At 34.3% G+C, this 13131-nt stretch carries 12 protein-coding genes; 10 read left to right on the forward strand and 2 right to left on the reverse strand.

The features are described from left to right. The first annotated feature begins 53 nt into the window (after nucleotides 1-53). Nucleotides 54-1376 carry a HAMP domain-containing histidine kinase gene (locus N4A35_08390; GenBank protein MCT4581419.1) on the forward strand — a complete coding sequence of 441 codons (1323 nt, stop codon included), beginning with the start codon at nucleotides 54-56 and terminating at the stop codon, nucleotides 1374-1376. Here the strand turns inward: N4A35_08390 and N4A35_08395 are convergent, their stop codons facing one another. Continuing rightward, nucleotides 1377-3122 carry a Na+:solute symporter gene (locus tag N4A35_08395; protein MCT4581420.1) on the reverse strand — a complete coding sequence of 582 codons (1746 nt, stop codon included), beginning with the start codon at nucleotides 3120-3122 and terminating at the stop codon, nucleotides 1377-1379. It lies immediately after the preceding gene. Nucleotides 3123-3299: 177 nt separating this feature from the next. On the opposite strand from N4A35_08395, the gene N4A35_08400 reads away from it, so the two are divergent. The 9 genes from N4A35_08400 to N4A35_08440 all read left to right on the forward strand — a co-directional run bounded on the left by N4A35_08400 (nucleotide 3300) and on the right by N4A35_08440 (nucleotide 12042). Beyond that, nucleotides 3300-3644: an STAS domain-containing protein gene (locus tag N4A35_08400; protein MCT4581421.1), complete on the forward strand. Its 345-nt coding sequence runs from the start codon at nucleotides 3300-3302 to the stop codon at nucleotides 3642-3644. A 3-nt stretch (nucleotides 3645-3647) separates the two neighbouring features. Further along, on the forward strand, nucleotides 3648-5084 hold the full coding sequence (locus N4A35_08405; protein MCT4581422.1) for a DUF2079 domain-containing protein: 1437 nt from the start codon (nucleotides 3648-3650) through the stop codon (nucleotides 5082-5084). Then, nucleotides 5081-5788: an N-formylglutamate amidohydrolase gene (locus N4A35_08410; GenBank protein MCT4581423.1), complete on the forward strand. Its 708-nt coding sequence runs from the start codon at nucleotides 5081-5083 to the stop codon at nucleotides 5786-5788. Before N4A35_08405 ends, N4A35_08410 begins: the two co-directional genes overlap by 4 nt. Nucleotides 5789-6056: 268 nt before the next feature. After that, nucleotides 6057-7286: an amino acid dehydrogenase gene (locus tag N4A35_08415; GenBank protein MCT4581424.1), complete on the forward strand. Its 1230-nt coding sequence runs from the start codon at nucleotides 6057-6059 to the stop codon at nucleotides 7284-7286. 7 nt (nucleotides 7287-7293) lie between these two features. Next, complete coding sequence (nhaD, locus tag N4A35_08420) at nucleotides 7294-8676, forward strand: sodium:proton antiporter NhaD (protein MCT4581425.1); 1383 nt, start codon at nucleotides 7294-7296, stop codon at nucleotides 8674-8676. A gap of 112 nt (nucleotides 8677-8788) precedes the next feature. Then, complete coding sequence (locus N4A35_08425; GenBank protein ID MCT4581426.1) at nucleotides 8789-9535, forward strand: MotA/TolQ/ExbB proton channel family protein; 747 nt, start codon at nucleotides 8789-8791, stop codon at nucleotides 9533-9535. A 67-nt stretch (nucleotides 9536-9602) separates the two neighbouring features. Continuing rightward, nucleotides 9603-9998, forward strand: a complete 396-nt coding sequence (locus tag N4A35_08430) for a biopolymer transporter ExbD (GenBank protein ID MCT4581427.1) — start codon at nucleotides 9603-9605, stop codon at nucleotides 9996-9998. Nucleotides 9999-10057: 59 nt separating this feature from the next. Further along, nucleotides 10058-10810, forward strand: coding sequence for an energy transducer TonB (locus tag N4A35_08435; protein MCT4581428.1), 753 nt, complete (start codon nucleotides 10058-10060; stop codon nucleotides 10808-10810). After that, nucleotides 10810-12042: a bifunctional folylpolyglutamate synthase/dihydrofolate synthase gene (locus N4A35_08440; protein ID MCT4581429.1), complete on the forward strand. Its 1233-nt coding sequence runs from the start codon at nucleotides 10810-10812 to the stop codon at nucleotides 12040-12042. The genes N4A35_08435 and N4A35_08440 overlap by 1 nt, the downstream gene beginning before the upstream one ends. 5 nt (nucleotides 12043-12047) lie before the next feature. Here the strand turns inward: N4A35_08440 and N4A35_08445 are convergent, their stop codons facing one another. Next, nucleotides 12048-13103 carry a beta-lactamase family protein gene (locus N4A35_08445; protein MCT4581430.1) on the reverse strand — a complete coding sequence of 352 codons (1056 nt, stop codon included), beginning with the start codon at nucleotides 13101-13103 and terminating at the stop codon, nucleotides 12048-12050. Nucleotides 13104-13131 lie beyond the last annotated feature (28 nt).

The following is a 13131-nucleotide window of genomic DNA, read 5'->3' on the forward strand; positions in this document are numbered from 1 at the left end:
TTTTGTGTTGGTACTTTCTGTTTTTGTTTGTTACTTTACATCGTTTTTTTAAAATGAAGTCAAAGAATATCAGAATAATAGTTGTATTGGCACTAGCTACACTCGTTTTGCTAGTGGTTAATCAATTTTATTGGGTAAAGAAAGATTTTGATTTTCAGGAAAACTTGATCCAAATTCAAAAAGAAAATAAAGTTAGAAACGATGAATTATTTGATTCGAAAGTAACTTTAGCAATGGTGAATGTAAGGGATAAACTACTTTCCCTAAGTGTTGAAAATTCTGGATTATATTTAGATCCAGTGAAAAAAGTAACCGATAATTATTTTGTCGCTAGCTTTTATGATACCATTAATCGAGATTTATTAAAAAACCTCTTAGTAGAAGCGTTTAAATCTTATCATATAGAAGAGGTTTTTGAATATGGAATTTATGATTGTTTTACAGATTCAATTATTTTTGATCAATATGTAGACTTAAGTATTGGTGAGAAAAAGCTAGTGAGAAATGAAGTGCCTATTCAAAAGTGGGAACATGATGGCCATTATTTTGGCGTTTACTTTCCTGTAGAAGAGCTAACGATAAGTGAAGTGAAGCCATTCCCAAGAACACTATTATTGTCTTCATTTGCTATTCTCGTTGTTATCGTCATTGTTGGTTATGCCATTTTGGTGATCTTAAAGCAAAAACGTTTGTCAGAAATTAAAACGGATTTTATTAATAACATGACACATGAGTTAAAAACGCCAATAGCAACCATTAAATTATCCAGTGATGTGCTCTTGAAACCTCATGTTTTGGAAGATGTTGACCGAGTGTATAGGTATGCCAATATTATTAAAGCAGAAAATAATCGTTTGGAGAGTCAGGTAGAAAGAGTACTGCAAGTAGCCAAATTGGAACAAGATAATATTCAATTGAATTTTGGAGAAGTAGACATTCATGAGGTGATTAGACATTCTGTGGAGGTGTATAAACTAACTGTTGATCAGAGAGAGGGATATATTTCGTGTGATTTAGATGCAGAAGAGTTTAAGGTACAAGCCGATAAAGTACATATTACTAATATTATTCACAATGTTATCGATAATGGGATAAAATACTCCAAAGAAAATCCGTTAATATCAATTCATACAGAAAATAAAAAGAAAGGAATTGCAATCTCAATTAACGACAACGGAATTGGAATGACCAAGGAGCATACGTTGCATATCTTTGAGAAGTTTTACCGAGTGCCCAAAGGAAGTGTTCACGATGTAAAAGGTTTTGGAATAGGGTTGTTTTATGTTAAGTTTGTAGTGGAAGAGCATGGAGGAAAAGTTACCGTAGAAAGTGAAGTAGGAAAAGGAAGTACATTCACAATTTGGTTACCTTTATAATTAAAAAATCTTTCGTCTCATTAAAAATAAAGAGATTAAAGCTATTCCAAAAACTCCCCAGCATATAAGGGCTAAGTCGTAACTCTTATAAATGATATAGCCTATTCCAAATAAGGCGCTATAAATACCTATAGTAGCGATAAAAAATCCTAGGATTTTAAACTTAAAGTTCTCAAATTTATTGACAACACCCTCAGTGTTTGAAAAGACCAATTGCTCAAATTGATTAATTGTTTTATGAGCTGTGCTAGGGGTTAGCAAGGTCACAATAATCCACCCCAAAGTTGTTAGTCCAACACTCAAGACAAGTTGTTCGCTGCCGCTTAAGTTATGAAAGTTAAGTTCAAATTTATTGTTGATGAAAAACACTACAGCAATTCCAAATGAAATTACCATGGCTGCAATTTCACTGTAAGGGTTGATCCGTTTCCAAAACCATCTCAATATAAATAGCAATCCAGTTCCAGCACCAATAAGAAGCATTAAATCAAATACATCTTTGGCTGTTTCAAAAACTAAAGAAAGTCCACCTGCTAATAACATTAAAATACCAGTAGAGATTCGTCCTACCATAACATCTTCTTTATTGGTTGATGCAGGATTAATAAAACGTTTGTATAGGTCATTTACAAGGTAAGAAGACCCCCAGTTTAATTGTGTAGAAAGTGTTGACATAAAAGCTGCAATCAAAGAAGTAGCCACTAATCCTAATAAACCAGCAGGGAGGTATTTTAACATAGCTGAATATGCTAAATCATGTTTGATATAACTGCTTTCTAATCCTGGAAAAGCAACTTGTAAAGCTTCTAAATTAGGGTAGATGATGATAGAAGCTAATCCTACAATAATCCATGGCCATGGACGAAGAGCATAATGCGCAAAGTTAAAAAATAGTACAGCCCATGTGGCATGTTTCTCATCTTTGGCAGCAAGCATTCGTTGAGCGATGTATCCACCACCGCCTGGTTCAGCACCTGGGTACCAGGTACTCCACCATTGTACCGCTAACGGGATAATTAACATGGTAGTTAAAAGTTCTTTGTTGGTAAAATCAGGAAATAACGCTATCTTATCTTGTACATTAGGGTGTGTAATTAATTGATCAATTCCTCCAATTTCAGGGAGGTTAACGATGTAAATTGTTGCCCAAATAGAACCAATCATGGCAATGATAAATTGAAAAAAGTCGGTTAGTAATACACTTTTTAAACCACCTAAAGACGAATAGATTACGGTAACAATACCCGCTATTAAAAGCGTTTGATAGGGAGCTAACCCAAATAAAACGTACCCAATTTTATTACCAGCTAAACAAACGCCTGCCATAGTGATGACATTAAAAATTACTCCTAAATAAACCGCTCTAAAACCTCTTAAATAAGAAGCTGCCTTACCCGAATAACGTAATTCATAAAACTCTAAATCTGTTGTTACACCAGATTTTCTCCAGAGCTTAGCATAGAAAAAAACAGTGAGCATTCCTGTTAAAAGCATCGACCACCATACCCAATTTCCATAAACCCCTCCATTTTCTTTACGAATAATATCAGTAACTAGACCTGGAGTGTCGGCAGCAAAAGTAGTCGCAACCATTGAAACACCCAATAGCCACCAAGGCATTTTTCTGCCAGATAAGAAGAAGTCCTCAGAACTAGAAGAGGCTTTTTTACTTGTAATGACTCCAATTAAGATGGAAGTAATAAAGAAAATAGTTACAATGATCCAATCTAGTGTGCTTAATTGCATAATACTTATTTTAAAGGTCAAATGTAAGGGATATTAACTTTTTTTAGTAAAGCAATAAATTAGCTTGTTAACATTCTGTTTTTAGTTTGTTCTGTTGGTGTTCGAATAACTTCTAGAATTAATCTGGAGAAATTGTCAAAAAAAATAACTATCTTCGAGCAAATCAACAATGACGTTATGAATTTTGAGGTAAAAAAACATGATAATTTTGTAATCGTAGAGGCTAACGTTGAAAAGTTAGATTCTCAGGTAGCGCCTGAACTAAAAGCTAGTTTGGTTACGCTTGGTCAGTCCGATAAAAACGTTATTGTAAATCTAATGAAAACAAAGTATTGTGACTCATCTGGATTGAGTGCTTTATTAGTTGGTAATCGTATTTTAAAAGCTGCCAATAGAACGTTTATCATTTGTGACTTACAGCCTTCAGTAAAAAAAATGATAGAAATTTCTCAGTTACATACCGTACTAAATATTACCAAAGATGAGCCAGCAGCTGTAGAATTTGTATTGGACTTAGATTAATCCATGTCGCTAAGAAATACGTGGTTTTATATCCCATTTCTTATTATATTTTGCTTAATAAGTTTTGTTAATCATTATAATTTTAAAACAGCTAATTTAGATTTAGGAGTCTATACCAACGCTCTCTATGATTACTCCAGGTTTCGCTTTAATTACAGTGAAGCTTTTAAAACTCAAGAAGAGAATATACTGGCAAGTCATTTCGACCTTTATTTACCTATTTTTTCTCTGTGCTCATATTTGTTCAAATCATATACATTATTAATTGTTCAAATTGTGTTCGTTCTTTTGGGTGGTGTTGGAGTTTCAAAAGTTGTCTGGTTAAAGACTCAAAACATTAACCTGAGCCGCTGGGCTAGTGTTAACTTTTTTTTGTTTTTTGGAATTTATACAGCTTTGGCTTATGATTATCATAGCAATGTGGTTGCTGCAATGTTGTTTCCTTGGTTACTTTATTATTTATATCAAAAAAAATATACACTTTTCTATCTAGTATGGTTCTTCATGATTATTGGGCAAGAAAATAGCTCGTTATGGCTGGTGTTTATAGGTATAGGGTTAATGTTTCAATTTAGAAAAGAGCTCAAGGTTATCAAACGTTTGATGGTGTTGGTTGTGGTTAGTGCAGTATATTTTTATGTTATTACACAATATGTAATGCCATATTTTAGGAATGATGGAGGTGTTGGCTATCGTTTTGAGTATGCTATTTTAGGAGACAGTGTAGGAGAAGCACTAGTCCAGATGATTTCACAACCATTTACAATGCTGAAGTATATGGTTTATGAAAACGATTGGTCAAAAGTTAGTTTAGTTAAGATAGAGTTAATCGTTTCGGTGTTGTTGTCTGGAGGATTGTTTTTGTATAAAAAACCGTCTTTCTTAATCATGCTAATCCCAATATTCTTTCAAAAATTATTGCATAATAACCCCGCCATTTGGGGAGTAGGATTTCATTATTCAATAGCTTTTTCCGTTGTTCTTTCTGTTGGTGCGTTTTTAGTGATTGGATCGTTGGAAAATCATAAAGTTCGATCCGTTTTAACGTCAGTTCTGGTTATTTCTTCTTTAGTTGTTACTATCCGTATAATGGATAACCCAATAGGATATGTCAATAAAGGGAATATCAGGTTTTATCAACAGGCACACTACGAAAGAAATTATGAGCTCAACTTATTAAAAGAAGAATTAGACATTGTTCCACATGATGCAATAGTGAGTACTCAAAGCAGTATAATTCCTAATTTATCGTATCGGGATAAAATCTATTTATTTCCTAATGTTAAAGATGCTGAATATATTGTCTACTCAAAATATGAAGATACATATCCTTTGGGGAAAGAACAGGTTTTAAAAGAACTTTTTTCTTATATTCAAGCTCCTGAATGGGAAAGAATAGTTGATAAAGAATATTGTACCATTCTAAAAAGAAGACCATGAAAAAAAATACACCATTTACTATAATTGAGCCAACAACTACTAAGATACCATTTATCTTAAGCATTCCACATTGTGGGATTGCATTTCCAGATGAAATAAAGGATAACTATACCTCAGATTTGATCAAACAACCAGACGATACCGATTGGTTTTTAGAGCGGTTGTATGCTTTTGCTTCAGACTTAGGAATTACAATTATTCATGCTAATTATAGTCGTTGGGTTATTGATTTAAACAGAGATCCAGAAAGTCAACCATTATACGATGATGGAAGAATTATTACAGCGTTAACTCCTGTAACAGATTTCTTGGGGAATTCCATATATGCTCATCAGGAGTTGGCACCTAACCAAGAAGAAATAGAGAGAAGATTAGCAACCTATTATTGGCCCTATTATCATCAAATAACGACTTTAATCAATGAGTTGCAAAAGGAACATGAACATGTGCTTTTTTGGGATGCACATTCCATTAGAAGTATGGTTCCTACAATTAGAAAAGACAAATTTCCAGCACTAATTTTGGGGAATAATGATGAAACTACAGCTGCTTCCCAATTGATAAAAGCAGCACTACAGTCTTTGCAACAATCAAACCATGAGGTAACCCATAATACACCATTTAAAGGAGGGCATTTAACCAGATATTTTGGAAAACCTGATCAAAATGTTCATGCTTTACAGCTAGAAATGATTAAGTCGTAGTATATGACTGAAGACGAATTGTACTATAGTGAGGAAAAAGCGAATGAAATTCAAAAGATACTCCAATTAACGTTTAGAGCTTTAATTCAAGAATTAAATAACTTGAATCATAAATAAAGTAAATTGCAACATCGTGGGGGTAACCTTACCGTCTTAAAACCAATTGATAAAAGTTTCAAAGAATAATTTATTTTTCTAGTTTAAATTGACTGAAAAATATTACTTTTGCTCGCTATTAATACCTCGTGTTTATTTTAAAAATAAGACAATGAAAGAATTATTAGAAAAGTTTGAAAACAAACAGCCTGAAATTGTTTTTGAATGGAAAGATGCTGAAACTGAAGCCGTAGGATGGGTTGTGATTAACTCTTTAAGAGGAGGCGCAGCTGGAGGAGGAACCAGAATGAGAAAAGGTTTAGATAAAAGAGAAGTAGAGTCTTTAGCAAAAACCATGGAAGTTAAATTTACAGTTTCTGGCCCTGGAATAGGAGGTGCTAAATCTGGAATAAACTTCGACCCTAATGATCCAAGAAAAGAGGGGGTACTAAGAAGATGGTATAGGGCGGTAACTCCTTTATTGAAATTTTATTATGGTACAGGAGGAGATTTGAATGTAGATGAAATACATGAGGTAATTCCAATTACAGAAGACTGTGGAGTTTGGCATCCACAAGAAGGCGTTTTTAATGGCCATTTTCAACCTACTGAAGCTCAAAAGATTAATAGGATTGGTCAATTACGTCAAGGGGTACTCAAAGTCATTGAAGATGAGAATTATAGCCCGAGTGTAGCGAGAAAATATGTTGTAGCAGATATGATAACTGGTTACGGAGTAGCAGAATCTGTAAAGCATTATTACAACATATATGGAGGAAACTTAAAAGGAAAAAGAGTCCTTGTACAAGGGTGGGGAAATGTAGGTTCCGCAGGAGCATACTACCTAGCTCAGGAAGGTGCTCAAATTGTCGGTATTATTGATCGAGTTGGAGGCTTAATTAAAGAAGATGGATTTTCTTTTGAAGAGATCAGAGATTTATTTTTAAATAAAGATGGAAATAAATTGGTAGCCGATAACATGTTGTCTTTCGAAGATGTTAATGAAAAAATTTGGGACATCAACGCTGAAATTTTTCTACCATGTGCAGCATCAAGGTTAATTACAAGAGATCAAGTAGATCGAATGATTGCTTCAGGAATGGAGGTGATTGCAGCAGGAGCTAATGTTCCTTTTGCAGATCCAGAAATTTTCTTTGGTGCTATCGCCGATTATACTGATAATCAAATTAGTGTTATCCCAGATTTTATCTCCAACTGTGGAATGGCAAGAGTATTTGCTTACCTAATGGGAAATGATTTAAAAACATTAACAGACGAAGGAATTTTTGTTGACACCTCATTAACAATTAAAAATGCATTAGAACATGCATTTGAAAAGAAAAACAGTAAAACAGGAATCGCAAAAACAGCGTTTGAAATCGCTTTAAACGAATTAATCTAAAATAAAAATGGAAAGTATAATAGTTGTAGTATTTATCTTAGGATACTTAGGAATTACCCTAGAACACTCTTTAAAAATTGATAAGTTAATTCCAGCCTTACTAATGATGGCTTTAGCTTGGGCATTAGTCGCAATGGGCTTAGATGGATTTACCAGTTGGTTTGATTCAGCAAACAGTACTTTGGTAGAAGGTTTTGCTAATTTACCAGTTCATGCAGAAGGTGGAGGACATGGAGGTCATGGGGAAATGACCAAAAGCTTATGGTTAGAACATACCTTATTGCATCACTTCGGAAAAACCTGTGAAATTTTAATTTTCTTGATTGGAGCAATGACTATTGTCGAGATTATTGATCACTTCAATGGTTTTTCAACCATCAAGAGTTTTATTAAAACTAAAAATAAAAAAACACTGCTTTGGATTGTAGCAATATTAGGGTTTATCTTGTCTGCAATTATCGATAACCTTACAGCAACAATTGTATTAATTACAATTTTAAGAAAATTAATTACTGATAGCCAATTGAGAGTGTGGTATGCAGGTATGATTATCATCGCAGCTAATGCAGGTGGAGCATGGTCTCCAATTGGAGATGTTACCACAACAATGCTTTGGATGAATGGTAAAGTAAGTGCTGCTAAATTGGTAGAGTACCTAATCATACCATCTTTATTGTGTATGGCTATACCAACATTGATCGGTACATTTATGCCAGCTTTCAAAGGTGAATTGCCTGAAGTTCCAGAAGAGGGAGAGTTGAATGCAAAAGGTCCATTTATGCTATATTTAGGATTGTTTTTAATTGTATTAGTTCCAGTTTTTAAAACTGTTACACACTTACCTCCTTATGTAGGAATGATGCTGTCTTTAGGGGTTTTCTCAATGGTTGCTGAAATTATTAGTAACAGACAATTCAGTTTAACGAACCACACAGCGGTAGATAGCGAGGGGCACCATGGAAGCAGCCCAACTTTTAGAGCACTTTCTAAAATTGAGATGCCGTCTATTTTATTCTTCTTAGGAATCTTGATGACAGTGGCAGCTTTAGAATCTTTAGGGTTAATCTTTAACTTTGGACAAGAAGTTCAACAATCTATGGATACTAACTTATTTGTTACCTTATTAGGAGCTGGTTCTGCAGTTGTAGATAATGTACCTTTAGTTGCTGCAAGTATGGGAATGTTCAACTTAGAGCCTGATGCTCAAGTATGGCACTATATTGCTTATGCTGCTGGAACAGGAGGAAGTATGTTAATCATTGGTTCAGCTGCCGGTGTAGTCGCAATGGGAATGGAAAAAATATCTTTCTTTTGGTATTTAAAAAACATTGCGTGGCTAGCTTTAATTGGATATGTGGCTGGAGCAGCATATTTCTTGTTGGTAATGTAACAAAAATTAAAAACAAACGTTTAGCTTTAAAATCTTATGGCGTAAAAGCATAATGGATTAAATAATTAGTTAACGTTTTTAACTTAGTTAATAAAAAATAAAAAAAATACAGATGAATCTTTTTTCATTATTAAAAATACAAATAGACGAAACTGGTGCAGCTGAAGCATTGGCAGATACAGTGAATCAATTAGCTGAGGAAGAGGCAACCCAAACGCTATGGCAGCTAATTTGGGGGTATAATCATGAGACAGATAGCTACAGTATCACAAGTATTGTGGTTATGGCAACATTGTTTGTTCTTTCTATTACGTCTATTTACATTTTTATCGAACGTTTTTTGTCGATAAGAAGAAGTTTACAAGAGGAAAGAGATTTTATGGCTAAGATTAAGGATTATGTAAAAGATGGAAAGTTAGATGCTGCACAACAGCTGTGTATCTCTACTGATAATCCAATTGCTAGAATGGTTGAAAAAGGCTTAATGCGTATAGGAAAACCATTAAAAGATATTAGTGCATCTATAGAAAATGTTGCTAAAATGGAAATTTACAGATTAGAAGCTCGTTTATCGATTCTTGCAACGATCTCTGCAGTAGCTCCTATGGTAGGTTTTTTAGGAACAGTATTAGGGATGATGAGTACATTTAGAGTAATCTCTCAAAGTCCAGATTTTGATATAGCAAGTATTTCTGGAGGAATTATGGAAGCTATGGTGACTACAGTAGGAGGATTAGTTGTGGGAATTATCGCTTATGTTGCCTATAATTATTTGATTAGTAAAGTAGAAAAGGTCATCCAAAAAATGGAAGGAGGATCAATGGAGTTTATGGATATTCTAGAGGCACCAGGACATTAATTGTTCCTCAGAATGAGAAAGAAAAAGTCCAGCGTCTTATACGCTTAAATTTTTAAGTCTAAATAAAATGAATCTTAGGTCAACAAATAAAGTAAAGGTAGAAGGTGGGATGTCATCAATGACAGACCTTGTATTTCTACTCCTTATATTTTTTATTGTGCTTTCTACTAAAGTGACATCAGGTCATGATATCGATTTGCCTTCAAGTAAAAGTTCTAACACGAAAGAAAAGTCGAATATAAAAGTATACGTGACCAATGAAAATGAATATTTTATTGGTGCCAAGTCTAAACAAGCTGTTCCACAAGAAGAACTAGAAACAGCGATTATGGCTGAATTAAAAAACGATAGTGTTATAGAATTAATGGGGGATAAGCTTTCTAGTTGGGAACACTCTGTAAAAGTAATTGATATAGCCAAGCGAAATAGATTAGCAGTAGTGATCAAAACAAAAGCCAATTAATTTTGAACCTTTTTACTGTAAACCTGTATAAGGTATAGAAATTGATAAAGATTTATTAAATGCAACCAATCAGTAAAGAAAATAAAAGAAGAGGAATCATTATCGCTTTGATAGTGCATCTTTTTGTGTTTTTATTTTTATTCTTTACAAGCTTTGATCACCCTAAAGAGGAGGAAGAAGAGCGAATTGTAGCAGTAATGGATTTTAGTGGAGGCGGTGGTTCAGCTGGAGGAGCAGAAGCAACAGAACAAGAAGATGAACCTACTGAGGAAACGGAAGAAACCGAAAGTTCTGATAGTAGTGAGGAAGTCGCAACACAAGAAACAGAATCGCCAGCCGAAAGTTCTAGTAGTCCTGCATCTAAGAATGATAACAATAGTAGTGCACAAGAAGAATCACCTAAAAAACCCAAGCATGGAAATTTAGGAAGCCTTTTTGGTAAAGGGAATGGTTCTGGAGATGATCAAGGAAATGGTGATGGTGGAACTGGCGGTGGCCGAGGTGGTGGAAATGGGCCTAGTGTTGGTTCTGGAGAAGGGATAGGAGATGGAAAAGATCGTGTATTGAAATACAAACCAGATTTCGTAAATCCAACTCAAGAGACTGGAAAGGTAGCGGTTCAAATTACAATTAATAGGGATGGAAAGGTCATAAAAGCTGTAGCTTTAGCAAGTTCAAGATTAACTACAACAGCAAACATAACATTACATCGCTCTGCCGAAAAGCATGCTAAACAATTAAAGTTTAATGCAATGCCTAATGGACCTAAGTATGATAAAATGGTAACAACGATTAATTTTAAATTAAATTAATGCCCTCCTCTTATCAAGAAACACTCGATTTTCTTTATACGCAATTGCCACAATACCAAAATGTTGGGGGAAAAGCATATAAGCCATCCCTAGATAATATTAGCCAACTCTGTGAACGAATTAACAACCCCCAAAAAAAATTGAAAGCCGTTCACTTGGCTGGAACGAATGGGAAAGGTTCAACAAGCAGTTTATTGGCGTCAATCTTAACAGAAAGTGGTTATAAGGTAGGTTTGTTTACCTCTCCACATTTAATCGATTTTCGTGAACGAATTGCTATTGATGGTAAAGCCATTCCTGAAAGTGATGTGATTGATTTTGTTGAGCAATACAGATCAGTTGTAAAAGATATTGAACCTTCATTTTTTGAATGGACAACAGCATTAGCCTTTTATTATTTCGCCAACAAAGAGGTCGATATTGCAATTATAGAAACAGGGTTAGGAGGGCGGTTAGACTCATCTAATATCATTCAGCCATTGGTTAGTGTGATTACAACGATTGGGATGGATCACACCCAATATCTAGGAAATACGTTAAGAGCTATTGCTTTTGAAAAAGGAGGGATTATTAAAGATAAAACTCCTTGTGTTGTTGGATATGGTATAAAAGGTGAAGCTTTAGATGAAATTCAAAGGATAGCTCAAGAGAAAAAGGCTCCATTAGTTATACCTGAGTTGCCAAAAGTTATTTATAACAGTGGGCTGTTGGGAGAAGTTCAGCAATATAATATTGCAACAGTAATAGAAGTGATAAAGTTGTTGCAACCTATTTTTCAAGAGCTCACGAGTAAAACGGTTGTTCAGGGGCTCGAAAATGTAACTAAAAATACTTTGCTGAGAGGGCGATGGGAAGTGTTATCTATAAAACCAAAGATTGTTGCTGATATTGCACATAATGTACAAGCTGTAAAAGCCATAACCAATCAGTTAGAAAAAGAAAAATACAGCAATTTACATATTGTTTGGGGAATGGTAGAAGATAAAGATATTGAAAAGGTTGTCGAATTATTGCCCAATGATGCTATTTATTACCTGTGTGAACCCAATATCAGAAGGGCAAAGGAACTATACGATTTGGCTACTTTTTTTAAGGGAAAGAATGTGGTTTTATGTGGAAGCTGTGAAGGAGCATATCAACAAGCAAGAAAAATGGCGCAAGTAGATGATCTATTATTAGTTAGTGGTAGTAATTTTGTCGTGTCTGAAGTTATTGCGTTTTTAGAGCAATGATCGGCTTAAATTATTTTTTGTTTCACAAGAGTTTGTGTAAGCTTTATCATTGTCTTAAATGAAAGGTCTGGGTGAGCAATTTGATTAACAGTTCCAGTAATATAGACTTGTTTTTGAGGACTGTAAAAAGCTAAAGCGCCGGATAATCCTGAGTGTCCAATAAAGTATGGCAATGTTCCAAATGGATTAAAAATCCAAGGTAATTTGAAAAGATGTATTCCAATACCAGATCGCATAGGAAAAAATATTCTATTCCATTTTTGTAATTCATTAATGTAGGTTTGAGGGAAAAGTTTTCCCTCAAAAAAAGCTTCAATAAAAATAAGCATGTCTGATGATGTTGAAACAATTCCACCATCAGGCCCAAAAGAAGTCATTGCTTTTGAAATAGCTAACGCTTTATTTTTGTAATAAAGGGTCTTTGGCTTTTGATCCTCATAATCTAGGTATAAGTAGGTATGAGCTAAGGCTAATGGTGCAATAATATATTCATTACAACACTCACGATACGTTTTTTGTGTAATGTTTTCTATGATATGCCCTAACAGTTGAAAATTAGTGTCAGAATAATGTGCTTTTTTAGGTGTACTAGGAGCAAATAAAGGAGTCATTGCTTTTGACTTCTCTATAGCTTGCTCAAAACTCCAATACTGGTCACTTCCATTTGTTAGCTCTTTTTCCAAGCTTTGTCCATTTTGATCTTTGTTTTGAAAATAATCGGGTAGCCCAGAGGTGTGAGCAAGAAGTTCCTGTATTGTGATGTTTTTAGAATAATCAGCTCCTTTAAAAGTATGTAACCCATTTAAAATATCACCTTTAACATAGTTTTGAATTTTATCATTCAAATCAAGTTTCCCCTGCGATTTTAAATTTAAAATGATAGCAGTAGTAAATAGTTTGGTTGTACTAGCAATAAAATATTGTTGGTTTGCACTAAAGTTTCCCGCATGTCCTTCCCAAGAGTATTGGGGAGTCTTTATCGCAAAAGAAGATCCAAATACTTTCTTATTGTCAGTGAGTTTGTCTAATATACTTTGTAAATGCTTTTCGGTTAAATTCATGATTAATCAAAGGGTATAGTAAAGTACC

The sequence above is a fragment of the Flavobacteriales bacterium genome, assembly GCA_025210295.1.
Classification (GTDB): Bacteria; Bacteroidota; Bacteroidia; order Flavobacteriales_D; family Parvicellaceae; genus S010-51.

Excerpts from the sequence above, each read along its gene's own strand:
- N4A35_08390 (MCT4581419.1), top strand. The coding sequence starts at position 54 with ATGAAGTCAAAGAATATCAGAATAATAGTTGTATTGGCACTAGCTACA.
- N4A35_08395 (MCT4581420.1), bottom strand. The coding sequence starts at position 3,122 with ATGCAATTAAGCACACTAGATTGGATCATTGTAACTATTTTCTTTATT.
- N4A35_08400 (MCT4581421.1), top strand. The coding sequence starts at position 3,300 with ATGAATTTTGAGGTAAAAAAACATGATAATTTTGTAATCGTAGAGGCT.
- N4A35_08405 (MCT4581422.1), top strand. The coding sequence starts at position 3,648 with ATGTCGCTAAGAAATACGTGGTTTTATATCCCATTTCTTATTATATTT.
- N4A35_08410 (MCT4581423.1), top strand. The coding sequence starts at position 5,081 with ATGAAAAAAAATACACCATTTACTATAATTGAGCCAACAACTACTAAG.
- N4A35_08415 (MCT4581424.1), top strand. The coding sequence starts at position 6,057 with ATGAAAGAATTATTAGAAAAGTTTGAAAACAAACAGCCTGAAATTGTT.
- nhaD (MCT4581425.1), top strand. The coding sequence starts at position 7,294 with ATGGAAAGTATAATAGTTGTAGTATTTATCTTAGGATACTTAGGAATT.
- N4A35_08425 (MCT4581426.1), top strand. The coding sequence starts at position 8,789 with ATGAATCTTTTTTCATTATTAAAAATACAAATAGACGAAACTGGTGCA.
- N4A35_08430 (MCT4581427.1), top strand. The coding sequence starts at position 9,603 with ATGAATCTTAGGTCAACAAATAAAGTAAAGGTAGAAGGTGGGATGTCA.
- N4A35_08435 (MCT4581428.1), top strand. The coding sequence starts at position 10,058 with ATGCAACCAATCAGTAAAGAAAATAAAAGAAGAGGAATCATTATCGCT.
- N4A35_08440 (MCT4581429.1), top strand. The coding sequence starts at position 10,810 with ATGCCCTCCTCTTATCAAGAAACACTCGATTTTCTTTATACGCAATTG.
- N4A35_08445 (MCT4581430.1), bottom strand. The coding sequence starts at position 13,103 with ATGAATTTAACCGAAAAGCATTTACAAAGTATATTAGACAAACTCACT.